Source organism: Cyclobacteriaceae bacterium (assembly GCA_025808415.1).
In the GTDB taxonomy this organism is placed as follows: Bacteria; Bacteroidota; Bacteroidia; order Cytophagales; family Cyclobacteriaceae; genus UBA2336.
The window spans coordinates 1428200-1453095 of record CP075525.1 but is presented as its reverse complement, the minus strand read 5'-3'; the positions used below and the strand labels follow the sequence as shown (position 1 = coordinate 1453095).

The 24896-nt window shown below is 43.8% G+C and carries 24 protein-coding genes; 6 read left to right on the top strand and 18 right to left on the bottom strand.

Translation table 11 applies throughout. The annotated features are described in order from the left end of the window. The first annotated feature begins 28 nt into the window (after positions 1-28). Positions 29-2977: a S9 family peptidase gene (locus KIT51_06870; protein UYN87968.1), complete on the top strand. Its 2949-nt coding sequence runs from the start codon at positions 29-31 to the stop codon at positions 2975-2977. A 48-nt stretch (positions 2978-3025) separates the two neighbouring features. Here the strand turns inward: KIT51_06870 and KIT51_06865 are convergent, their stop codons facing one another. The 3 genes from KIT51_06865 to KIT51_06855 form a co-directional block, all read right to left on the bottom strand. Next, positions 3026-4126, bottom strand: coding sequence for a hypothetical protein (locus KIT51_06865; GenBank protein UYN87967.1), 1101 nt, complete (start codon positions 4124-4126; stop codon positions 3026-3028). 11 nt (positions 4127-4137) lie between these two features. Further along, positions 4138-4620 (bottom strand): nuclear transport factor 2 family protein, encoded by a 483-nt coding sequence (locus KIT51_06860; GenBank protein UYN87966.1) that lies wholly within the window; start codon positions 4618-4620, stop codon positions 4138-4140. A 238-nt stretch (positions 4621-4858) separates the two neighbouring features. Further along, positions 4859-5329: a DUF456 domain-containing protein gene (locus KIT51_06855; protein ID UYN87965.1), complete on the bottom strand. Its 471-nt coding sequence runs from the start codon at positions 5327-5329 to the stop codon at positions 4859-4861. 106 nt (positions 5330-5435) lie between these two features. Here KIT51_06855 and KIT51_06850 point away from each other — a divergent pair, with 106 nt between their 5' ends. Beyond that, positions 5436-7286, top strand: coding sequence for a hypothetical protein (locus KIT51_06850; GenBank protein UYN87964.1), 1851 nt, complete (start codon positions 5436-5438; stop codon positions 7284-7286). 5 nt (positions 7287-7291) lie between these two features. On the opposite strand, the gene rsxA is transcribed toward KIT51_06850, so the two are convergent. From rsxA to nifJ, 11 genes are all read right to left on the bottom strand, one after another. Beyond that, positions 7292-7864 (bottom strand): electron transport complex subunit RsxA, encoded by a 573-nt coding sequence (gene rsxA / locus KIT51_06845; GenBank protein UYN87963.1) that lies wholly within the window; start codon positions 7862-7864, stop codon positions 7292-7294. 9 nt (positions 7865-7873) lie between these two features. Continuing rightward, the gene (locus KIT51_06840) at positions 7874-8482 is read right to left on the bottom strand and encodes an electron transport complex subunit E (GenBank protein ID UYN87962.1); all 609 of its coding nucleotides are present in this window, start codon (positions 8480-8482) and stop codon (positions 7874-7876) included. Beyond that, complete coding sequence (locus tag KIT51_06835) at positions 8472-9053, bottom strand: RnfABCDGE type electron transport complex subunit G (protein UYN87961.1); 582 nt, start codon at positions 9051-9053, stop codon at positions 8472-8474. Before KIT51_06835 ends, KIT51_06840 begins: the two co-directional genes overlap by 11 nt. Before the next feature lie 2 nt (positions 9054-9055). Continuing rightward, a complete protein-coding gene (locus tag KIT51_06830; protein ID UYN87960.1) occupies positions 9056-10099 on the bottom strand; it encodes an RnfABCDGE type electron transport complex subunit D in 1044 nt (347 codons plus the stop codon). Further along, positions 10096-11436 carry an electron transport complex subunit RsxC gene (rsxC, locus tag KIT51_06825; protein UYN87959.1) on the bottom strand — a complete coding sequence of 447 codons (1341 nt, stop codon included), beginning with the start codon at positions 11434-11436 and terminating at the stop codon, positions 10096-10098. The genes KIT51_06830 and rsxC overlap by 4 nt, the downstream gene beginning before the upstream one ends. Then, positions 11411-12358: an RnfABCDGE type electron transport complex subunit B gene (locus KIT51_06820; GenBank protein ID UYN87958.1), complete on the bottom strand. Its 948-nt coding sequence runs from the start codon at positions 12356-12358 to the stop codon at positions 11411-11413. Before KIT51_06820 ends, rsxC begins: the two co-directional genes overlap by 26 nt. Beyond that, entirely contained in the window at positions 12355-12765 is a 411-nt protein-coding gene (locus KIT51_06815; protein ID UYN87957.1) for a SoxR reducing system RseC family protein, read from the bottom strand. The genes KIT51_06820 and KIT51_06815 overlap by 4 nt, the downstream gene beginning before the upstream one ends. Positions 12766-12769: 4 nt before the next feature. Next, positions 12770-13831, bottom strand: a complete 1062-nt coding sequence (locus KIT51_06810) for a hypothetical protein (protein UYN87956.1) — start codon at positions 13829-13831, stop codon at positions 12770-12772. 6 nt (positions 13832-13837) lie between these two features. After that, positions 13838-14347: a flavodoxin gene (locus KIT51_06805; protein UYN87955.1), complete on the bottom strand. Its 510-nt coding sequence runs from the start codon at positions 14345-14347 to the stop codon at positions 13838-13840. Between the two features lie 115 nt (positions 14348-14462). Further along, positions 14463-15509, bottom strand: coding sequence for a dihydroorotate dehydrogenase-like protein (locus KIT51_06800; protein UYN87954.1), 1047 nt, complete (start codon positions 15507-15509; stop codon positions 14463-14465). A gap of 10 nt (positions 15510-15519) precedes the next feature. Beyond that, positions 15520-18750, bottom strand: a complete 3231-nt coding sequence (nifJ, locus tag KIT51_06795; protein ID UYN87953.1) for a pyruvate:ferredoxin (flavodoxin) oxidoreductase — start codon at positions 18748-18750, stop codon at positions 15520-15522. Between the two features lie 178 nt (positions 18751-18928). Between nifJ and KIT51_06790 the strand changes: the two genes are divergently transcribed. The 4 genes from KIT51_06790 (at position 18929) to KIT51_06775 (ending at position 22087) form a co-directional block, all read left to right on the top strand. Next, positions 18929-19522, top strand: a complete 594-nt coding sequence (locus KIT51_06790) for a Crp/Fnr family transcriptional regulator (GenBank protein UYN87952.1) — start codon at positions 18929-18931, stop codon at positions 19520-19522. 43 nt (positions 19523-19565) lie between these two features. After that, positions 19566-20894 carry a 1-acyl-sn-glycerol-3-phosphate acyltransferase gene (locus tag KIT51_06785; protein ID UYN87951.1) on the top strand — a complete coding sequence of 443 codons (1329 nt, stop codon included), beginning with the start codon at positions 19566-19568 and terminating at the stop codon, positions 20892-20894. A gap of 138 nt (positions 20895-21032) precedes the next feature. Beyond that, positions 21033-21497 (top strand): hypothetical protein, encoded by a 465-nt coding sequence (locus KIT51_06780; protein UYN87950.1) that lies wholly within the window; start codon positions 21033-21035, stop codon positions 21495-21497. A gap of 95 nt (positions 21498-21592) precedes the next feature. Continuing rightward, complete coding sequence (locus KIT51_06775) at positions 21593-22087, top strand: mechanosensitive ion channel family protein (protein UYN87949.1); 495 nt, start codon at positions 21593-21595, stop codon at positions 22085-22087. A gap of 39 nt (positions 22088-22126) precedes the next feature. Here the strand turns inward: KIT51_06775 and KIT51_06770 are convergent, their stop codons facing one another. From KIT51_06770 to KIT51_06755, 4 genes are read right to left on the bottom strand one after another with little or no spacing between them, the layout of a single operon-like run. After that, on the bottom strand, positions 22127-22498 hold the full coding sequence (locus KIT51_06770) for a group III truncated hemoglobin (protein ID UYN87948.1): 372 nt from the start codon (positions 22496-22498) through the stop codon (positions 22127-22129). Then, positions 22492-23682, bottom strand: a complete 1191-nt coding sequence (locus KIT51_06765; GenBank protein UYN87947.1) for an exo-alpha-sialidase — start codon at positions 23680-23682, stop codon at positions 22492-22494. The genes KIT51_06770 and KIT51_06765 overlap by 7 nt, the downstream gene beginning before the upstream one ends. A gap of 3 nt (positions 23683-23685) precedes the next feature. Continuing rightward, positions 23686-24120, bottom strand: a complete 435-nt coding sequence (locus KIT51_06760; protein UYN87946.1) for a CopD family protein — start codon at positions 24118-24120, stop codon at positions 23686-23688. A 1-nt stretch (position 24121) separates the two neighbouring features. Next, complete coding sequence (locus tag KIT51_06755; GenBank protein UYN87945.1) at positions 24122-24889, bottom strand: ABC transporter permease subunit; 768 nt, start codon at positions 24887-24889, stop codon at positions 24122-24124. Positions 24890-24896 lie beyond the last annotated feature (7 nt).

The window sequence follows — 24896 nt, the reverse complement described above, 5'->3', positions numbered from 1 at the left end:
CCGAAATTTATTAAAACCTATTCATCACATGAAACTATCTTCGTCAAGAGTCCTTTATTTAATACTGCTTTTTTTAATCTGTACTAATAGCATAGCACAGGAAGCAAAGCCCATCACCTGGAAAGATGTTCCGGCATGGAAATCTATTTCACCCTTTAGTGTAACCGTTTCACCCGATGGACAGTGGGTTGCTTATGCGCTGCTTCCCGTAGATGGTGATGGGGAACTCATTGTTCAGAAAGTAAGAGGAACGGATAAAAAAACGTATGCTATAGGAAGCGCAACCTTTCCATCGGTTGCCTTCTCGGAAGATGGCCGATGGGTTGCCTTCAAGGAATTTCCCAAAAATTCGGAGAGGAAAGCTAATGTTAAAACGCCCAGCAAACAACTCTTCGACAAGCTTCATGTGGTGGAGTTGGCAACCGATAAGAAAACAGAATACGAAAAAGTAAATTCATTTGCCTTCAACGGAGAACTGGGCAATCACCTCGCTATTCATATTGCCAAAGAACGCAGCCCGGGAAGCAAACCCGATGATCCGAAAGGTTCAGACTTATTACTTATTGAACTTTCCACTGGAAAAAGTCAAAACATCGGTAATGTTTCGGAATATGCTTTCAATAAAAAAGGAACGCACTTAGTTTATGCGATTGATGCCGCCAACCAAAGCGGCAATGGTTTGCATCTGTACACCGTTGCAGCAAAACAAACCCGTGTGCTCGACAGTGATAAAGCAAGGTATCAATCCATTAACTGGACCGAGGAAGGCGATGGACTAGCAGCATTGAAGCTGGTGAAGGACAAAAAATTCAAACAGGATAAAGGAAGTGTTTTAGGTGTAAAAAACTTTTCAACACCTACACCTCTAGTTGTAACCTACGAACCCGCAAAAGATTCTGTACGATTCCCGAAAGGAATGACCATCAGCCCGAACCGTAAACCCATGTGGACGGAAGACCTGACCCGCCTATTGTTTGGTATCCATGATTTAGAGTTAGCAAAGAAAGAAGACAAGGCCGCTGATAAAGTAGCACCAAAAGAATCGGATGCCGATAAGCTGGCTAAAATAAAAACAGACACTACCATTAAGTCAATTGCCGATTTACAAAAAGCCATCGCCAAACTAGATAGCAAAAAACCTGAAACAAAAGGTGATACACTAAAACCTGATATGACCATCTGGCATTGGCAGGATACGCGTTTACAATCACGCCAGCAACGGCAAGAAACACAGGATAAAAATTTCAGTTATTGGGGCATGTATGATATTAGTGCCTCATCCTTCATCCGCCTGAGCGATGGAACGTTGAAAGACCTGAACATAATGCCGAAGCATCGGTATGCGATTGGTCAGGATAACAGCGCGTATGAATTAGACAATGCCCTGGATGGACAATCCTACACCGATGTATATGTAATCGATTTAAAAACCGGAACGAAAACAAAAGTATTTGAGAAGCACTACCTGCCTTCGTTTTGGTCGAGCCCCAGACCATCACCGGATGGAACAAAATTTCTGTACGGAAAAGACGGTCATTATTATGTGTATGACATTCCAACCAAAAGTCATGTAAACATTACCGAAAAAGTAAAAACCTCTTTTATCAATACAGAAGATGATCACAATGTTATAAAACCACTTACACCAGTTATAGGCTGGAGCAGCGACAGCAAAATTGTTCTGCTTCGCGATTTGTGGAATATCTGGCAAGTTCCGGTGAACGGAAAAGATGCAGCAACAAATCTTACCGTGAACGGACGCAAAGAAAAAATCCGTTACCAAAACCGTTTTCAGCTTGATCCGGATGAAAAAGGAATTGATCTTAAAAAGCCTCAGTATGTGCGTACCTATGGTGAATGGAACAAGAAAAGCGGTATTGCCCGACTTGAACCCGGCAAAACCGGACTTACACCAGGCACAAAATCATTGTTATGGGAAGATGCAAACATCACCCGCCTGTTGAAAGCAAAGAAGGCAGAGGTATATGTTTTCAGTCGGGAGAAATTCAACCAGCCAACAGAATTTTTTGCTGCCGATGCTCAATTAAAAAATGAAAATCAGGTTTCAAAAAATGCTCCCGATGCAGCTAAATATGCATGGTCACCGGGCGTTCAATTGGTTGATTATGTTTCCGACAAAGGCGACACGCTGCAAGGTGCATTGTTCTTGCCTGCCGGATATGAAAAGGGTAAAAAATATCCAACCGTAGTGTATTACTATGAGAAACTTTCTCAGACACTGCATAGCTATAGCAGTCCTGGCTTCTCCGGCACAGGCTGGAATCCCAGCGTTTACACCAGCAACGGGTACGCGGTGTTTATTCCAGACATTGTATATAAAATGGATGACCCGGGTATGTCGGCCGTATGGTGTGTGATACCGGGAGTTAAGGCTGCTTTGAAAACCGGTGTGATTGATGAAACTAAAATTGGAATTCACGGACATTCGTGGGGTGGTTACCAAACCTGTTTTCTGATCACTCAAACCAATATGTTTAAAGCCGCTGCCGCGGGAGCACCATTAACCAACATGGTGTCGATGTATGATTTGATTTACTGGAATACCGGTGGCGGAAATATGTCGATCTTTGAAGCCTCACAAGGACGGTTTAAGGGGGCTCCATGGGACAACTGGGAGGCCTACCTTCGCAATTCACCTGTTTATCATGTGAAAAATGTTAGCACCCCCCTGCTTATGCTGCACAACGATAAAGATGGTGCAGTTGATTTCACACAAGGTATTGAGTACTACAATGCTTTGCGCAGATTAAAAAAACCAGTGGTGATGATGCAATACAAAGGCGAAAATCATGGCTTGGCTAAACTTGAAAACCGAAAGGATTATTCCGCACGGATGATGGAGTTTTTTGATTATCACCTGAAAGGTGCCACCATTCCCGATTGGTTGAAGGATGGTGTTGATCATTTAAAACTAAATGATCATTTGACGGAACGCGTATTTCAGGGACAGGATTAGATTCAAATAGTAGATACTAAAAGAGGTAGGCGGAAACGCTTGCCTCTTTTAGTTTATAGGGAGACTGTACACCAATCGTAACGAAGTAATGAACCCATTATCAAAGTTTACATTTTTCGGTGTGCGGTCATCACCAAAGCGAACAATGCTTAAGCGAAAATCCATTTTCTCGCTCTCATCGTATTGTTCATAAACACGACTAAGCGAATAACCAACTCTAACCTCAATAAAAAAGTTACCCGTGGTATTCCATCGTGCGAATAACGTTTCATCAATGCTGTTGCGTTCGATATAGTCGCCTTTGAATTCTTCCTGTCCTAATCGGTAGGTGGTGATAAATCCGAAATGATTAAGTCCGGTTGTTAGTTTCTCATTTACTTTATAACTAATTCTCAGATTAATTGGCATTAAGCCCACCATGCTCCATTTATCATTGATCTGCCAATCCAAATAAACCAAGGGCACAAGCAAAGGACCAAATAACTCCTGGTTGTATAAAGCACCATACCGCATCAGTAAACGATCGTGATAACGATGTTCATACAAACCGATACCTCCCAACTGCCAGCTCTTGCTGTCACTGCCTTTAAAATCAGACATGTACCGGGGCACAGCCAACAATTGAAAGCCATTGCGATCATTTATTTTTTGCACAATACCCGTTTGTAAAATAATACCGTGCATACGCATGGCAGTAAGATATTCTGTTGGCCTGACTTCCAGATCATTTGCAACATTAAACCCGGAGTAGGTGAAATCATGGTACCAAATTGTGTTCTCATTGAATTTTATGGGGAGCTTCAGGTTGATCAACAAGTTACTCTCGGTTGCTTTTCCGTCAAGTGGTTGCTGATAAGCAGATGGCATACCAACCGCTCCACTTATAGTGAGTATATCGATACGCGATTGCGCGGATAGCGCTGTAGTTAACAAAGTGCAAAAAACGACTAACGGTAAACATAATAAGCTTACCGTCATTGCGAGGAATGAAGGGATGGAATGCGCTGGGAATGACGAAGCAATCCCACAAGATGCGGTAAGGGCTAATTGTATAACTTTGGGATTGCTTCTCCCCATCACGCCTACTACGCTTCCGCTCGCAATGATGTGGTTATGATTTTTTGATTTTCCTAATGATATATTTTTCATTGGAATAGTTTTTATTCTGTTCGTTTCAGAAAACCATCTAATCGTTTTTTTGTAGTAGCCTGCACTTTCTTCCTGAAGAAGGGAGTCCAGCCCAATAAAACACCAGTAAGGCCAAACGCCATTCGTGCCCAGCGGTAAAAATCAAATGAATCTTTATGTGCTATGATCTTCCCATCCTTAAAATCAAATTTTGCATCAATAATGTTGTACACTTTTCTTCCTGTAAGCGAAAATGTATAATGTGCCTCCCATCGGCCAGAGCCTGTTTTATCATCAGCCTGAATGTTACTGAACTCCAACTTCCATTCGCCCGGATTTTTTTTCAGTGTATCAATTAACATCTTCCACATAGCGCCCACTTCTTTTCTTTTCAGATCAGGAAAAGCAGGATCGGAAAATTTTACTTCCGGATGATAGCAGGCTTTCATGCCCTCCGCATCAAGCTGTTGGAAACTGGTGTAGAATTTCCGGATCAGTTCTTCGTTTCTATGCATACAGTAAAATTATTGATTATTACAGGTCAGTGTTAACACAAATCAACCAGAAATTACAATGTTTTGATAAAATATCAGTCAATAATCTCGTGGTCTGTGTCGACACAGACCACTAAGAAGCCTGTCGAAGGCTGACAACAAAATATCATACCATGCTTCGACAGGCCTGTCTGCCGACAGGCAGGATCAGCATAACAACCAAAAGAGGATCTGTATCACCACAGACCTTTGGACTCACCTACAATGCCTTAATAAAATACCAGCCCATCACAAAACATGCGATCAGCTTAATCAAGGTACTGAAAACAAAACCAATAAACGAACCAATGGCTGCTTTCAATGCTTTGTCTGATTGCTCGGTAGCAATCATCTCACCCACAAATGCGCCTATGAATGGCCCCGTAATAATACCTAATGGTCCAAACCATAAACCGGCAATCAGGCCAATCGCACAACCCCACATACCATATTTACTACCACCAAATTTTTTTGTTCCATAAATCGGAACAACATAATCGAGTATGGCGATGATAATCACGATCACTAACCAGATCAGTAAAAACTTAAGTGTAAAAGCCGATTGTTCCCGCAATTGAAGAATAAGTAATCCTACAAAACTAAGTGGCGGGCCAGGCAACAACGGAACCACACTGCCCACTATTCCGGCAATCATAAATCCACAGGCAACAACCGTCCAGAGTAAATCCATAGCAGCATTGAAAATACGGAAAATTTTTCTGGATTATGATTTAAGTCATAGCATTCACGTACCAAGCCAACTACATTTCATAATCATTTTTTAACCGCTCTACATTATGGAACTCAATCAACAAATACTCAGCGATTTAATTATTTATATGAAATATGTACGTTACCTGCCCGAACTTAAGCGCAGGGAAACATGGGATGAAATTTGTGACCGCTACCAGCATATGATGGTCGAAAAATATCCTTTTCAATACCATGAAATTATTGGCGTGATGAAATGGGTGCGGCAGAAAAAGGTATTGCCTTCCATGCGCGCCATGCAGTTTGCCGGCACCGCTATCGCACGAAACAACTCACGCATTTACAATTGCGCCTATCTTCCTGTTGATGACATCCGTGCATTCTCGGAAACCATGTTTTTATTGTTGGGCGGCACAGGTGTTGGGTATTCTGTTCAATACCATCATGTGGAAAAATTACCGCCTGTTCAAAAAGCAGAGAAATACAGAAGATTTTTAGTGGGCGATAGCCTGGAAGGCTGGGCGGATGCTGTGAAGGTTTTATTAAAGGGATATTTCGGTATCAGTGAATACATTCCGGAGTTTGATTATTCCGACATCCGTCCGAAAGGCGCGCGCCTGGTAACAGCCGGTGGTAAAGCACCCGGACCTGAGCCGCTTAAAATTTGTATCGCGCACGTTCAGGCGTTGCTCGATCGAAAAGAGAACGGTGAAAAACTCACTCCCCTTGAATGTCACGACCTGATGTGTCACCTGGCCAATGCCGTATTAGCCGGTGGTATACGAAGGTCAGCTATGATTTCACTTTTTTCTCATGGTGATGAAGAAATGCTCACCTGCAAATACGGCAACTGGTGGGAGTTGAATGAACAACGCGGGCGTGCCAATAACTCGGTAGTGTTGAAACGTGACACCATCACACAAGGAGAATTTCTTGATCTATGGAAAAAAATTGAACTCTCCGGCTCTGGTGAACCGGGATTTTATTTCACCAACGATACCGACTGGGGTACAAACCCCTGTTGTGAAATTGCCCTTCGGCCGTTTCAATTTTGTAACCTGTGCGAGGTAAATGTATCGGATGTATATACACAAGATGAACTCAATGCACGTGCCCGTGCAGCCTCCTACCTTGGTACACTACAGGCCGGGTTTACCAATTTTCACTACCTGCGTGAAGTGTGGAAAACCACCACCGAACAAGATGCACTTATTGGCGTGGGCATGACCGGCATTGCCAGTGGTACGGTTCAAAAACTCGACTTAAATGAAGCCGCACAGGAAGTTAAAAAAGTAAACCTTGAAGTTTCCGCAAAAATCGGGATACAATTTGCCGCACGTACCACTACCATTAAACCTTCAGGCACATCATCATTGGTGCTGGGAACTTCCTCCGGTATCCATGCCTGGCATAACGATTACTACATCAGGCGCATACGCATCGGAAAAAATGAAGCCTTATACGAATACCTGCGCAGCGCCCATCCCGAATTGCTGGAAGACGATCAGCTAAACAGCAAACAGGCCATTATCTGCATTCCGCAAAAAGCACCAGAAGGAAGTATCCTTCGAACAGAGGATGTGATGCAACTGCTGGAACGGATTAGAAAATTCAATGAAGACTGGGTGCGTAAAGGATTCAGAAGAGGAAGTAACGCCAACAATGTTTCGGCCACAGTTTCCATTGAAGATGGAGATTGGCAAAAGGTGGGCGAATGGATGTGGGCGAACAAAGCATCCTATAACGGCTTAAGTGTTTTGCCTTTTGATACCGGCAACTACAAACAAGCACCCTTTGAAGATATTACCCGGGAGAAATTTATTGAATTGGAAAAAAGCCTCAAAGCCATCGACCTAACCCATGTTTATGAAACGGATGACGAAACCGATCACAAAGCAGAGGCTGCATGTGCCGGTGGCGCTTGCCAGGTGGTTTAGAAAGATTAAACCAAGCCGGCAAATCCCATAAACGCCATGGAAAGAATACTGGCGGTGATCAACGCTGCCGGCACACCTTGCATGTACTCCGGTAAGTCGGCTGTATCCAACTGCTCGCGTAAGCTTGAAAAAATGATGATCGCCAACATAAAACCTAATCCGTTCGCCACCGCAAACACCACACTTTTAATCAGGTTGAAATCCTGTTGGATCACCAGAATGGCAACACCCAGTATCGCACAGTTGGTAGTAATCAAGGGAAGGTAAACACCCAAAGCCTGGTATAACTCCGGGCTCACTTTTTTCATGATGATCTCCACTACCTGCACCAGAAAAGCGATTACTAAAATATAGGTTACGGTTTGCATGTAGCCGATGTTGAAAGGCATCAACAAATAATGCTGCACCAGGTAGGTAATAATGGTGGCGATGGTCATGACAAAAATTACCGCTGCGCCCATGCCCACAGCAATAGATGTATTTTTTGAAACACCTAAAAATGGACAGATGCCCAAAAATTTAGCCAACACTATATTATTAATGAATATGGCTGATATGATGATAATGAGATAATCCATACTAAAGCATTATTTAGTCGTAGCGCCTCTGTTCTTTAACCAGTTCATCAGCGCAATCAAAAAACCAAGCGTAATAAAAGCCCCGGGAGCCAGAATAAATACCAACATGCCGTCACCTTCTATCAACTGAAAACCAAAAATGGAAAGGCTGCCTAAAAGTTCGCGGATTGCGCCTAACAGCGTAAGTGCCATCGTAAATCCAACACCCATACCCAAGCCGTCAATCAAACTGGAAACAACACTGTTGCGTGCTGCAAAAGCCTCGGCACGTCCCAACACAATACAGTTCACAACAATCAACGGAATAAATAAACCGAGTTGATCGTACAAGGCAGGTGTGTACGCCTCCATTAAAAGCTGAACAACCGTTACAAAGGAAGCGATGATAACGATGAAAGCTGGAATTCGAACCTTATCCGGGATAAGATTTTTGATGAGGGAAACCACCAGGTTTGACATTACCAAAACAAATACCGTAGCCACGCCCATGCCTAACCCGTTGAATGCTGAAGAAGTGACACCCAAAGTGGGGCACAACCCTAACAGCAATACAAACACGGGATTCTCCCGTACTATACCCTTCAAAAAATTTTCTTTATGATTGATATTAGTTGCCATGGTTTACCGATTGAAATGTTTCGTATGCCAACTGTACCGCTTCCGAGAATGCGCGTGAACTTATCGTAGCCCCTGTTATCGCATCTACCTCACCACCATCCTTCTTAACTTTCAAATTATTTCTTCCCGGGTTTTTTCCGAAAAATTGATTTAAAAAATTCGGTTGCGACATCTTTGATCCCAGGCCGGGTGTTTCCTTGTGCTCTAATACCTGGATGCGCAAAACATCACCCGCTTCGTTAAAGCCGACCATCAACAAGATGTCACCGCTATAGCCTTTCGCTGATTTTGTTTTTACAGCTGTACCGATTCGCTTTCCATTAAGTGTAGCAGGAAAAAATTCCAGACTGTCTTTCCCATTGGGTGTAGCAACCTTATATTTTTCCATTACCGGATTATTGTCATACCCGTCAAGCACAGCCTCAATAGCTTTAAGTTGTTTTGCCATTTGTGCTTTCGCAATAGGTTCTTGTGTCCAGTCGAAAACAAAACCTAATGATAATGAACCAACAAACGTGATCGCTGCAAGTGTAATGATCAGACTGCCAAAGGTTGATTTAACTTTTGCCATGGCTACGGTGTTGCCTTTACTTCTTTTTCCAGTTTTTCCTGATAGGCCTTATGCCGTTGCGATTTTGATCCGTACCGGGGCTGTTTCGCGTAGGAATTAATCAGGGGCACAAAAGCATTCATAATTAATATGGCGAATGAAACACCTTCAGGATAACTGCCAAACAAACGGATTACTACGGTAAGCACACCGATGCCTACTCCAAAAATTATCATGCCCCGATGTGTAAACGGTGAGGTAACATAATCGGTAGCCATAAATACAGCACCCAGCATAATACCACCCGTTAATAAGTGGAACACTGGATTAGCAAAGCGGGTTGGATCGATTAACCAAAATATGCCGGTCATTAACAGTATCGTAGCCAACATGGAAACCGGAATGTGCCAGGTAATAATCTTACGATAGAGCATGTAAATCAATCCCAACAAAATCGCGAAGGCCGACATCTCACCAAGACTTCCACCCTGCAAACCAAAAAAGAAATCGGTGTAGGAAGGCATTTGATTCATTAATTCAGGAACGGTATCACCCGCACGAAGTCCATCTTTTAAAATACCCAGTGGTGTGGCGCTGGTCACAGCATCTAACGACCAGGTAGCACCAGCTTTCGGCCACGAGGTCATCTCTACCGGAAACGATAACAACAAAAACACACGCCCGACAAGAGCCGGGTTAAATGGATTATTTCCCAGGCCACCAAAACTCATTTTACCAATGCCAATGGCTACAGCACTACCGATGAGAATAATATGCCATGGTAAATTGGTGGGCACGTTGAAGGCGAGCAACATCCCAGTGATGATCGCTGACCCATCGTAAATAGAAGCTGGTCGTTTTAATAAGTAGCGTGCAATTGCATATTCAATCACCACACAGAAAAGTATGGCCAACAGCGTAACATACACTGCGCCTAAACCAAAATTGTAAACAGAAAATAACAAAGCCGGAATCATGGCGATGATTACCCCGCGCATAATCTGTGGCACCGTTAAGTCCGTATGAATGTGCGGTGATGGTGAAACGGTAAGCAGGTCTGCACTCATACGCTTTTCTGTTTTTTAAGTTGAGTTTTTCCAAGCCGGATGTAGTCGAGTATCGGACGGTTAGAAGGACACACAAACGAACAAGAGCCGCACTCAATACAATCGAGAATATGTTCTTCCTTCGCGCGTTGTGAATTTCCTTTCTTCGACATGATTAACAACCGGTATGGTTCAAGGCCCATGGGGCAGGCTTCAATACACTTGCCACAGTGTACACAGTTATAAGTCTCCGACCGGCTGGCTTCATCTTTAGGAATAAGCAAAATACCGGAGGTGCCCTTGGCTACCGGCACATCCAAATCGGCAATGGCTTTGCCCATCATGGGGCCTCCGCTAACAATCTTACCGGTATCTTCCGGTACACCGCCTGCCGCAATCAATAGATCAATTACCGGTGTACCGATGCGTACTAAAAAATTTGAAGGTTGTTTTACAGACTTTCCGGTAACAGTGACTACCCGTTCCAGCAAGGGCTTATTCTTTTGAACTGCTTCATACACCGCAAAAGTGGTTCCCACATTGTGAACGATAACCCCAACATCTGCTGGTAAACCACCGGAAGGTACTTCACGGTTCAGCAAGGCTTGTATCAATTGTTTCTCGCCCCCTTGCGGATATTGTACTTCAAGCGCTTCTACGCCTATATGCTTTTCATTTTTCAATAGTTGCTGAAAAATTTCAATGGCATCAGCCTTATTGTATTCAATACCAATAATGGTTTTCTGAACACCCAAAGCCTTCATTAGAATTTTTATACCAACAATTATTTCCTTTGGCTTCTCCAGCATCACACGATGATCAGCCGTGAGATAGGGCTCACATTCAACACCATTAATCAGCAGGTGATCAACATGTTTACCTTCAGGCACACTTAACTTCACGTGCGAAGGAAAAGCCGCCCCCCCCATACCCACTACACCCGCTTCCATAATGCGGCTTACAATTTCTTTTGGTGTAAGTTTTATTTCTTCAATAAGTGTATCGCTTCGATCAATGGTTTCTTCCCAGTCATCACCTTTCACTCTTATAGTAATGGCCATGTGCTTAAACCCGGTGCTGTCCATCACTTCTTCAATCACCCCCACCCTACCCGAAACGGAAGCATGGATATTGGAGGAAACAAAACCTTCATGCGTGGCGATGATCTGCCCGGTTTTTACCATGTCTCCACGGTTCACCACAATTTTTGCTGGTGCACCAATGTGCTGAATGATGGGTATGGTAACCATCTTCGGTAAAGGCAAAGGCGTAATGGCCACCTGTGCAGAAAGCTTATTGTCGTGAGGATGGATGCCTCCGGTTTTAAAGGTTTTATGCTTGTGCAGTCGCATCGCCATTTTGTTGTTGGGCAGCCTGGGCTGCTAATTTTTCTTCTTCTTTTTTCTTACGCGCACGCTCTTCTAGTCTTATCCGGTGCTCTGTAGCATGCTTTATTTTTTCATCCGGAATGTTGGCTGTTATAATGTTGCGTACATCGCAGGTTTCAACACATTCCAGGCAAAGCGTACACTTTTCAGGATCGATAGCTGCCAGGTTATTGGTTACCGTAATGGCATCATACCGGCACGCCTCAAAACATTTGGCACAGCCCGAACAGGCCACAGCACATTCCTTACGTGCAGTGCTTCCCTTCTCTTCATTCAGGCAGGCTACATAAATGCGTTTATTCTTTTTGCCCTTCGGCCAGAGTTCAAGAATGTCTTTTGGACATTCCTTTACGCAAGCGTTGCAGGCTGTACACTTATCTTCAATAATTACCGGCAGGCCGGTCTTTTCGTCCATGTACATGGCCTCAAAATCACACACGTCTACACAATCGCCCATGCCAAGGCACCCGTACGCACAACCTGTATCACCACTGTATAGTGTGGCCGCAATCTTACACGAGCTTGCACCATCATAGATGTTTGTCTTCTTCCGGTATTCGAACGAACCGGAACAACGAACCACGGCAATGTATGGATCGCGTTCGACCGCATTAATACCCAGTATGGCGGCAACTTGTTTCATCACAGCATTGCCACCCACCGGGCAATGAAGTTCTTCCAGCGTTCCGGCCTCTACAACAGCTTTGGCAAAAGCCCTGCACCCCGGCTGGCCACAACCACCACAATTGGTAGCGGGCAAAACTTCTTCAAGCTTATCGATGCGCTCATCCTCCTGAACGGCAAATTTTTTAGATACCCAATAAATAATGGCTGCGGCCAGAACTCCCAATCCGGTTAAACTGAGGACAGTATAAAGGATAACTTCGTTCATTGTTTTACCACTTCAAACTGACATTGCTTTTGAAAATACTTGCGCCCCAGGAGGAGAAAGCCATAGTAAGGAACAAGCGACAACAGGGCACTCAACCCGGCAATACCCTCACCGCGATCGAACATCAGCATCATAATCATAACCAGTACCATCAACACAAAAGGGATTACATATAACCACAGCACAGCTGCATAACCCGTGGATGGTCTCATCCGAATCAAAACTTCATCGCCTACCTGAAGTGCCTGTTGGGTAAAAGGCACTACCACTTCGCGCTGACTGGTGTCGCGCAACATGCATAAACTTTTATGACAGGATGAGCAACCACCCGAACCCACCAATGAAATCTTCATCACTCCGTGTTGGAGCGAACTGATAAAACCGGGCTGTTCGATATATGCTGCCATACCATCAGGCCATAGCCTTTACTTTTATTCGTTTACGAACCGGATATTTTTCAAGCATTTGCAAACTGGTACGAACGATTTGTCCCATGGTGTTGCACGACAGGAAAGTATCATCGCCATAGAGTTCGGCCAATTCATGGCTGAGCTGATTTACATTATCCGAAGTAGATAGTTCATCCAGCGCCATGGCATCCAGCAACTTTGTTAATTGATCGCCTGCAGCCTGAACACGGTTTAACAACCTCATACGCTCTTCTTTCTGGTATTGCAGTTCCAGCACAACCGACATGGTTTTAAACCCAAGATTGATGATGGGATTATTTTCTTTGAAGAACTGCGGCATATAGATGGTGTGATTTCCCTCATAGCACTGCTGATCAAAGTCGATAGCACGCAAGCGGAAATACAGCTCGTCAAAATCAGGAATAATCTCTACCACAAAATTATCCTTGCGCATATCGCCCAGTAGCTGCACCAGGCTCCGTTCATTAAACTTTACAAATTCTTTAGCAATGCGCAATGGATTAAACGTATGATCTTCTTTCAGGTATCGATGAATAAAAGCATCTCCTGGAACGCCTTGTATATGTTCTTCAATAAACGTATCGCCCTTGGTCATGTAATTGATTTTGTTGGGCGACAGTAAATGTTCAAGCTCCATACCGTATACCCGTGAGGCATCCGAACGCTTGATGTAGAAATAATCAAACAAGTCGTTCAGCTTATTCACAATCCGCACGCGGAACGGATGCGTGTTGGCATACAAACAATAATCCACCCGATCGATGTACAAGTGGTCGATTACCGCAGTATCACCGCCAACTTTTAACTGGGCGTAAACTTTTCGCAGGGCTTTATGAATAAAGCTGCGGTCCGACTCGGAATAAATCATCGTTTCCCACAGCGTATCCTTGCCTTGCTTGTCGAACAAGGTTATGGCTCCGCTGGAGCGCAGCAAATCCTGGTAACGGATGGGCGCGTCAATCTCGCGGTGCGTATCGATAAGATACTGACGCAAGCGATCGCTCACCGGAAAGACAGGCTTTTTAAACCGGATTGCTGCCATGACAGTTTATTGAAATTCGGGTTTGATGCTGGCCACCCACTTTTCAATTCGGCCGGCTGTCAGGTCTTTCTGATTGTCTTCGTCAATCACCAGTCCTAAAAACTTTCCATCGTATACACTTTTGGAAGCTTCAAAGTTGTAGCCTTCGGTTGGCCACCAGCCCACTACGGTTACTCCTTTATCCTTTATGCGTTCATGAATAATGCCCGGGGCATCAATAAACGTATCCGGGTATCCATCGGCATCGCCCAAACCGACATACGCTATTTTTTTGCCTGCAAAGTCAACATCAGCAAGTTCATCTACAAAACTTTCCCAGTCTTCCTGCAACTGGCCAATCTCCCAGGTAGGACATGCCAATATAAGATTGTTATACGGCTGCATATCATCTGCCGTGGCAGAGTTTACATTATGCAATGCAGCTACGGCATCACCGCCAAGTTGCTTTTGTATTTCTGTTACTACGCGCTCTGTGTTTCCTTCCGTAGAGCCATAAAAAATTCCAATTTTTGCCATGGTTAGTTTGCTTTAGTTAGTTTTCAGTTGTCAGGTTGAGCTTGTCGAAACCTGACGTAATTCAATTTGCCTTCGACAGTCCTGTCTGCCGACAGGCAGGCTCAAGGCTTACATTTCATTCCACATGCTCATTTGGGTCATGCAATTCACCGTGTTTTGGATGGTATTGCATAAAAACTTCCGTCCGCATAAGTATATCTACATATTGAGCCCGTTTGTAGGCAAACGGATCAATCATATTTTCTTTGGATAAGGCACCTTTGAAATCATTAATCGATACATATCCCTTTCTGTCCATCCATTTTTCCAGATCATCCAGCATGGTTTCAATCTGGCTGATACCACGCTTGTAAATAGCACTTACCACCTGCACGGCATCGGCTCCGGCCAACAGCATTTTCACCACATCAGCTCCTGTAAAAATTCCGGTGTTGTTAATGATGGTGGCATCAATTTTACTGTACAGCAAACCTGCAAAGCGCAGCGCCAGGCGGTTATCATTTTCGCTGCTGAAGTTGTATGGAAAATGATGTCCCTCTTTTTCAATATCAATATCCGGTTGAAATAATCTGTTGAACAAAACAAAACCCGAAGCACCCAGCTTATCCATTTTTGAAATCACCGAAAGGGTATTGGTATAAAACGGACTGAGTTTTACAATTACCGGTATGCGGATGGCGTGTTTAACAGCCTGTAACGTTTCCAATTGTTTCTGCACGATAGCCGCACCGTCAGCTTCAAAGTCCAGTTCGCTGGCATAAAAATTCAACTCCAGGGCATCAATACCTGTTGCGGCCATCTTTTGCGCATACTCTACCCATGTATCTTCATACACACAATTCAAACTTCCGATTAACGGGATGGAGATGGCGTTACGTGCTTGCCGTAACTTTAATAAATGTTCAGAAGGACCTCCATGCTTAAGTTTTGGAAAAAAGGATTCATGTTCTGCATCCCAGTTGCTGTACTTTTCATGGGTTTGTTCCATATCCAGCGATTCAAGCTGAATCTGTTCTTCAAATAACGATTTATACACAATGGCAGCGGCTCCTGCTTTTTCAAGCTTCACCAGGTTATCCAGGTCGGTAACCAGGTTGCTGGCTCCAACAACGATTGGGTTTTTCAATGTTAACCCGCAGTATCTTGTTTTTAAGTCGGCCATAATATTTTGATTAAGGAGTTACTTGTTCTGATAAATGTTTGATATCCTGAAAGCGTTGCGTATTATCTTTCTTAGCCAATTCAGCTAAACGTTCAGCTTCTTCCGGATCGGACAGGTTGAGCGTTTTGTACCGGATTTCTGCTTCCAGATAATCGTTAAAGGTTACCACATCTTCAGTAGCAGGTACATCCCAGCTAAATGGATCCTGACCTTCAGCACGTAAATCGGGATTGAACCGGTACATCGGCCAGTAACCACACTTCACGGCTTTTTCTGATTGCTTTTTCGCAAACTTCATATCGTAGCCATGTGCAATGCATGGTGAATAGGCAATAATGATGGAAGGACCATTGTGTTTTTCTGCTTCTACAAAAGCCAACGCTGTTTTCTCCCGGTCCATACCCATGTTCACAACGGCCACATAAGCGTTGCCATAGGTTGTCATCATTAAGCCCAGGTTTTTCTTACCCATCTTTTTACCATCGGAAGCAAACTTGGCCACGGCTCCTCGCGGTGTTGCTTTTGATGCCTGACCACCCGTGTTGGAATAAACTTCAGTATCCAGCACCAGGATGTTTACATTTTTATTGGACGCCATCACATGATCAAGTCCGCCAAAGCCGATGTCGTAGGCCCAGCCATCGCCACCAAAAATCCACACACTCTTATCTATAAAATAATCCTGCAGTTCAATTACCTTATCCAACAAAGGCTTGTCTTCTTTTGCGATTGATTTTAATTCCTGTGCCAACAATGTTTTTAATTGATCGGCATGATCTTTTGCCTCATTGGTGTGTTCATTAAACAACGCGAGTGCTTTTTCAAGCGCTACTTTTACTTCCTTGTTTGTCAGCTTTGGCAATAATGCCTCTGCATTTGTCTTCAGTTGTTTACGATTTGCATCAACCGCCAGGCGCATACCAAAACCAAACTCGGCATTATCTTCAAAAAGTGAGTTGGCCCAGGCCGGACCCCTTCCCTTTTTATCTTTAGTATAAGGTGTAGTGGGGAATGTTCCGCCATAAATTGAAGTACAACCAGTTGCATTTGCGATGATCATCCGATCACCAAAGAGTTGCGTGGCCAAATGGATGTAAGGCACCTCACCACAACCGGAACAGCTTGGAGGATATTCAATGTACGGTTCCGCGATATACGGTTCCTGAACAAACGGAAGTTTATCAATCCAAATGGCAGGGTTGCCGGGCACACCGCGATACTCGAGTTTTTTGGTACCGGTGGGCACCGCGCCATTCAGCGGCATGCGCGACACCGGAATACTATCACCTTTTAGTCGAAGAATCGGGTCAATCACCAGGCGTGCATAATCATCTGAACCGGCTGGTATCAGTTCACTGATTTCAGCAAACTTTTCAGCTTCAGCCGGAATAGGCACTTCAATAATATTTTCACAGGTAACATCAATAGCTTTCCAGTTCATCTCCACTATTTCTTTTCCCTTGCGGGCGAATTGCTTTTCGATGTGATCTTTAATAAGTTCAATCGCCTCCTTCTCCGGCACAACACCAGAAACTTTGAAGAACGCTGTTTGCATAACCGAATTTATTCTTCCGCCCAGGCCAACACTCTTGGCAATTTTGGAGGCATCAATAGCGAAAACTTTTATTTTTTTCTTCCAGATGGTTTCCTGCATGTCGCGGGTGAACAACCGGAAAATATTTTCGGGTTTCTGACTGCTGTTGATCAAAAAGGTTCCGCCTTCGGTAATACCTTCCAGGATATCGTACTGGCCAATGTATTGCGGACGGTGCAGTGCTACGAAGTCAACCTTATTCAACAAGTACTCCGATTGAATTTTATTCTTACCAAAGCGCAGGTGTGAAACCGTATAGCCTCCTGATTTATTTGAATCGTATTGGAAATAGCCTTGAACAAAAAGATCGGTACTCTCACCAATAATTTTAATAGCGTTTTTATTGGCACTTACCGTACCGTCAGAGCCATAACCCCAGAACTTACAACGAACAATTCCTTCCTGCTCGGTATCAATCTCTTCCTTTACCGGAATTGATTTATGGGTAACATCATCGTTGATGCCCACCGTAAATCCATGCCAGCCATTGTTATCTAAATGATCGAATACCCCTTTTACCATTGACGGTGTAAACTCTTTGGATGACAAACCGTAACGGCCACCAATGATTTGAATTTCTGGTCGCGTGCGAAGTGCGGCTACTACGTCTAAGAAAAGTGGCTCACCCAGCGATCCGGGTTCTTTAGTACGGTCGAGCACAGCAATTTTCTTCACACTCGCGGGTATTACTTCCAGAAAATCTTCCAACGCGAAAGGCCTGTACAATCTTACTTTTACTGCACCCACCTTTTCGCCTTTCTTGGTCAGGTAGTTGATCGTCTCCTCAATGGTTTCAATCGATGATCCCATGGAAATAAGAATTTTTGTTGCTTTCGGATCACCTACATATTCATAGAGCTTATACTGCCGCCCTGTTTTTTTGGCAAACAAGTCCATGTACTTCTTTACAATTGCCGGGCAGGCATCATAATATTTGTTAACCGTTTCCCTTCCCTGGAAATATACATCCGGATTTTGTGCGCCTACTTTACACACCGGTGCTTCAGGCTTTAAAGCGAGCTTGCGAAACGCTTCAACATACTTCATGTCGAGCATGGCTTTCAACTCGCTGTATTCGATAGGAATTATTTTTTGTATGGAGTGCGATGTACGGAAACCATCGAAGAAATGAAGGAAAGGAATCCGGGCTTCTAAAGTCGAAAGGTGTGCGATCACAGCCATATCCTGCGCTTCCTGCACATTACCGGAGGCCAGCAAAGCGAAACCTGTTCCGCGGGTGGCCATCACATCAGAATGATCGCCAAAAATGGATAAAGCCTGGCAGGCCAATGATCGTGCTGAAACATGAAATACCGTAGGTATCATTTCACCGGCAATCTTAAACATGTTGGGCACCATAAGCATGAGCCCTTGCGAAGCAGTAAATGTTGTGGCCATGGCTCCACCCGACAGCGCGCCATGAATGGCACCGGCAGCACCGGCCTCCGATTGCATCTGCACTACATCCACACGCTCACCAAAAATATTTTTGCGTCCCTCGGCCGACCACCCATCCGCTCGTTCGCCCATATCGGAAGAAGGGGTAATAGGATAGATGGCTGCAACTTCGCTGAATGCATAGGCAATGTTGGCAACAGCAGTGTTCCCATCGGTATTAATGTAAGTGGATTTCTTTTCCCTGGCCATGGCAGTAATATTTAACAGCAGGAAGTTATTTCATAAAGAAGGGAGGTGACCTGTCGGTCATCAGAACAACGGATGATTTATGTCAGGTTAAATATTTCAACCGTTTTAAATGAATAATCTGAATGCAAAGAATTGAGAATAGGCGCTGCAATCCTTAACTTTCAGCAATCATCGCCACGTGATACCCATTAAATTACTAGAGCAGTACAACGCCCGTTCCGTGCGCATGCGGAAAGACCAGGTGCTTTTTGAGGAAGGCGATACCGCGCATGAATTTTTTCAGGTTGATGAAGGCCAGGTGCGCATGTACATTCTCAACCACGAAGGCCAGGAATTTACACAAGGCATTTTCAATGCGGGCGAAAGCTTTGGGGAGCCTCCTCTGCTGGGCGATTTCCTTTACCCCAGCACAGCCATAGCCCTAACTGCAGGAAAAGTGTGGCGTTTGCCAAAAAAAGATTTTCTGGAATTACTAAAAAACAATTTCGAGTTACACCTGAAACTCGATCATGTATTGTGCAACCGGCTTCAGTACAAGTCGATGATATTAACCGAAATTTCATCGCATGATCCCGAGCACCGCATCCTTACCATTTTAAAATACCTTAAATCAAAAATGAATGTTGCCCAGTCGGGCAAGATAGTAATGCCCTACACCCGCCAGCAACTGGCCGACATGACCAGCCTGCGTGTGGAGACGGTTATCCGTACCATCAAGCGCATGGAGAAGGAAGGGAAACTTGAGTTGCAGGGGCATAAGATTTTGTTTTAAAATCACAGCTGCCTGGATAGCGCTATTTGCATAAATTTGGTTTATGCTATACTTCACCCTTAGCATCATCATCCGCATTGCCCTGAAAATATTTTTCAGGAAGATTACCATTCACGGCAGGGAAAACATCCCCAAGACCGAGCCGCTTATTGTCATGGGTAATCATCCAAACACATTTATGGACCCCATTTTGGCAGCACTGGTTATCCTGCCACGGCAGGTCCACTTTCTGGCCAATGGAAGTATTTTTAAAACAGCCGCTGCGCGTTTGGTATTGAATCAGTTTAATACCATACCGGTATACCGCAAGCAGGATATTACCGATAACCGTGACGAAAAAAATTTATCAGCATTTCAAAAATGCTTCGAATTCCTGACCGGTGGCGGTATCCTGTTGGTATTTCCGGAAGGCAACAGCATTAACGAGCGGAAATTACGGCCCATAAAAACAGGAACCGCGCGTATTGCCCTGGGTGTTGAACAACAACAGGACTTTAAACTGCCGCTTAAACTTCTTCCCATCGGGTTGAATTATTCCAACCCTACCCGCTTCCGCGAATCGGTAGAGATAAACATTGGAAAAGCATTCGATGTTAAAAATTATCAGCAACAGTATCAACACGATCCGGTAGGTGCCGTAAATGCCCTCACGCAGGAAATTCAACAACGACTGGCTGAATTGATCGTAATCACGCAAGATAAAGAAGCGGATGACCTGGTGCGGAAAATTGAACTGATCTACAAGAAACAAATAAGCATCGACAGCACGCTTAAAAACCTGAACACAAACCTGACCCAAAACATCGTAAAGGCCTTGCATTATTTTCAGGATACCGATCCTAAACTAGTGCGTGAGGTGAAAGAAAAAATCGATAGCTATTTTGCCACCATAAAAGAATTTAAAGTAAGCGATTACCTGGTCGAGAAATCGGAAAAAATTGGTATGAGTAAACTCATCCGGTATGTATTGTACCTTATCAGCGGCTTTCCGGTCTATATAACGGGTCTACTCTTCAACTACATTCCTTTTATCATTCCTTCAAGAATCGCGCGATGGATTTCCAGCGATGAAGAATACCGGGCACCCATTATGATGACAGCCGGTATTTTTACCTTTCCAATATATTACGCTATCATGTACATTTTAGGCTGGCAGGTTGCTCCCGGCATCATCACCATGTTGGTGCTTACAGTGATCATGCCTTTAAGCGGGTTTTTTGTGCTTCGGTACTATAAACGACTTCGTAATTCACGAAGCACCTTTGCCTACTACAGAATTTTCAAAAAGGAAAAGAATGCGCTTCATTGGTTCAGTCAGCAGCGGCAGGAAATCATTGCCTTACTGGAAAGTGCACAACACCAATACCGGTAATATTCCATACAACAAATTAACTGTATAGCTTTTATCTTTACAGCAACTGCAGGTTATTAAACATGCCTCTAACCAACGTATAAGCATTTCATCTATTAACTTGAGCATATAAGTAAAAACAAGCAAATCTCTTAGTTTATGAAATCCCGTGTTGCCTTACTACTAATTTTCCTTACCCTTTTATCCTGTGCCCGACAAAATGTTGAGTTGAGGCAACAAGAAGTTGAATCGCTCATGCAGCAATGGCTTAAGCTTTGGAGCAGCTATGATACCAATCAGTTGGATGCCATTTTCTGGAACTCACCTGACCTTACCTATTTCTCATCCGAGAAAAAAGGGCTCATCAAAGGATTTGAACAACTCAAACCCCACCATGAAGGATTTGGATTTGTTACCGGTGGAAAGACTCCTGCCAAAGCTTTATGGCTTGATGAGATGAATATTACGTTGCATGGGAACACTGCCGTGGTAGATGGTATATGGTTGTTTGGCGATCAGCAAATGCCCCGGGATAGTGTACAGCAGGGTCCCTGTACTTTTGTCATCATCCGGGATGAAGAGGAAGAAGTCAAAATTGCGCATGTGCATTTTGGAAATTACTAGGTAATCAACATGCATTTTAGAACGAGCAAATCCTGTTTGGGACTGACTAATCCATTCTCCATTTTGATTATTTTGCGCACATCTATCACCTTCTTATGGAACCTTTTCATCTAAAAATCATTGAAACCGTATTAGTACTTGTTGGGTTGGTTATTCTTAGTTTTCTCATCAAAGGAGCCATTCAAAAGATTGGAAACCGATACCACCTTCAAAAAGACCGCACTGTTTTTACCCTTAAAGTAATAACTATCGGTCTGTATCTGGCGGCTGCAGTTACATTGCTTTTTATTTGGGGGGTTGACCAGAACGAACTTGTGTTGTTCCTGTCTTCATTTATAGCCATTCTCGGCATTGCACTGTTCGCACAATGGTCAATGCTCTCGAATGTGACCGCCAGCATTTTGTTATTTGTGAGTCACCCGGCTAAAGTAGGTGACAGCATCAGTATCTTAGATAAGGACTATCCACTCACCGGAAAGATAAAAGACATTGGCGCCTTTTTTACCATCATTGAAACTGAGACAAATGAAGTAGTCACGATCCCAAATTCATTACTGTTCCAAAAGATGATCAAGGTAATTTCGCTCTAGAAAAAATAATGGTAATCAAATTCGGCCAGGAGATAGCTTCTATTTTTCTAACAACCCCATCTTAAACTGAAACAAATCAGCCACCGTTCGGGCACGGTTCTTCGCTTCATTGGCGTTGAAGCCTTCAAAGTGCTCATCTACGGTCACCGTGAACAATTCCAGCCATCGTGTGAAATGCTCCATCCCTATTTTTAAGTTCATGTGTTTAGCCAACGGGTTTCCACTATACGACCTATCCCCCAACAATACCGATGACCAAAAGTTGTACATAATGGGTAGATGGTGCGGCCAGTCTACATGAGCAAATACCGGGGCCAACAGTGGGTCAGCATTAACCTTTGCATAAAATTGATCCACCAGCACTTTTACATCATTGTGGTTTGAAATATCGTGACGTGTAGTATTCACCATTTGATCAAGGCTGTTTTAATACTTCTGGATTCCGAGTCCGTCCACGCCATCATGGCGCCATCTTTTGTTTTGGTGAGCTGCGGAAAGCCGCTGGCACGAGCTTGTGACGAAGAAGCCACAATCATAGATTTTCCTTTTGATCCATTTTTATTTACCTGTAAAATCTTGATTTGCGAACCTTCCATCCAGCTTACCATTGCGGTATTTTCATCCAGCATCACCAAATCCACCCTGCCAATGGCTTCGCCATCATCAATTCGAATTGGTGCACTGAAAGTTTCGCCACCATCAGTTGAAAAAACAACCTTCACCGCAGGATCATTATTTGCCATAGTGAACCAGGCGATCGCTAAAGTATTCCCAATAGCTTCACAGCGAGGACCATTTACCGGGCAACCTTTGATTTCCCAATTATCCTGATAGATTGCCTTTGGTTTTGTCCATTGATTGTTAACCAATCTAACAATGGAAATATCGCGAACTTCTTCATCCGACCGATCACGATAGATCACTACAGGGCCGTTGGTTGTTATCGTAGAAGTTGTCTGGCAGCAATCACAGGTGCGTGTATCCAGTTCCCATTCTTCAATTTTCATTCCTTCAGTATTTAAAACGGCAGCACGAAGACTCATCTCGCCATGATGACCATGATCAGAGTGGTTGGTGGTATCATCACTAACTGTATTACGGCCATCAAGCCAGGAAACAAAAAAGTTTTCTCCGTAAGGAACCCACGAAACAAAACCATGCTCTGCTTCCTTTCCGTCATCATGAAGCGTAAATGGTGTTGACCATGTTATTCCATCATGAGATGTGGCGACTTTTACATCGTATGTAAATGTTCCGTCAGCGGATTTTTCAAGATAATGCGCAATAAATTTTTCCTGATCATTGGAAATAGCCATGGGGTAGTCGGCCCAGTTCACAAACCAGTTGGTGCCCGAAGTGATAAGGCGTGGCTCAGACCAGCCTTCACCTTCCCATGCAGCCATCTTCAAAAAGTTAATGGAATCCTGTTGTTCAATCCACGAAAGAAAAACCTTACCGGATGGAGCGGTAAAAAGATAGGGTTCTGAAGAAGGTGATTGCCCAGGTGAAGCAAATGGCAGAATGCTAGACTTTTCTTCTTTTGCCGTGCATGAAGAAAGTAGTGCTGTGATGATGAGAATACAGTGGCGAGTCATGCTTTAAAAATAAACAAACCTAAAGCTTAATCCGACTAATACAAAGGAAACAGCAAGGACAGTAACCAGTACAATGTGAAAAGCGAGTTGCGGCAATTTCTCAACCGTTAGTTTTGGGATAATAAAAAACCGGGCATGAACCGCCAACACTAATGTGCCTGCCAGTAAAGCAAATTTTGTCCATAAATATACATGATGCGGTGAGGCCAGTGTAAGCCAACAACTAACCGGAACATAGATTAACGCCATCCACACACCTGTTATCACTTGAATAAGCAAAGCCGGAATGCCTACACGCTCGTAATGTTTTTCAAAATTTTGAATAATGGAAAGGTCTCGATGCTTCAACGCTTGAGGCAAAAAACCAAGTGACAGCACCAAATGCCCGCCTGCCCACACACAAGCCCCGAGCACATGGAGAAGAACCAGCCATTTCATGTTAGAGATCTTTGCGCTTAAAAATATGAAGGGCAACTACCACTGGAAGTATAATCCAGATAGCTAATACACTTGTAGAAAAAATCACACCTAGCGAACTGCCGAAGAAATCTTTGTAGAAGGCACCGGTATACCCCATCAGCGCAGAGATATCCAGTTGCAATAGCATTAAAATCCTGGCCAGGTCTACCGGGTTAAGTGACACCAGGGCAAGCGTAACTTTCTCCAACGGATAATCACTGTAGGAATAGATAATCCACATTAATAGCCCATCGTAGATCAATGAAAAATAAAACCAGAATAACAGCGCTACCCCAATGGCTTTCGCCTTATCACGTGTAAGTACGGAGGATAGGAACGCCAGCGAAACAAAAACCAGTGTGAGCATTAAACCGGAATATAGTAATGTAAATCCCTGAATACCTGCTCCATACATAACCATGGGTATGCCTACACCTGCCGTAAACGCAAAACATAGCGACAAGGCTACCGCAAAATATTCACCCAGAAAAATTACCGGTCTGTTCACAGGCTGAGCCAGCATCAGTTCGATAAACTCATAGGAATTGTAGAAATGAATGGTTGTAAACACCACACTTACCAACGGAACCACCATGAGTACCACATTCATTAAACTCAAAATTACCTTCGAACTATCCGTGTCCAGTTGAAACATGGCGAAGGTGCTTAAGAGAAGAAACATCGTATACAGCAGAATGAATCTTGTTCGGAGGATATCGTAGAAAACGTATTTGATTATTCGGGGCATTTTCGTT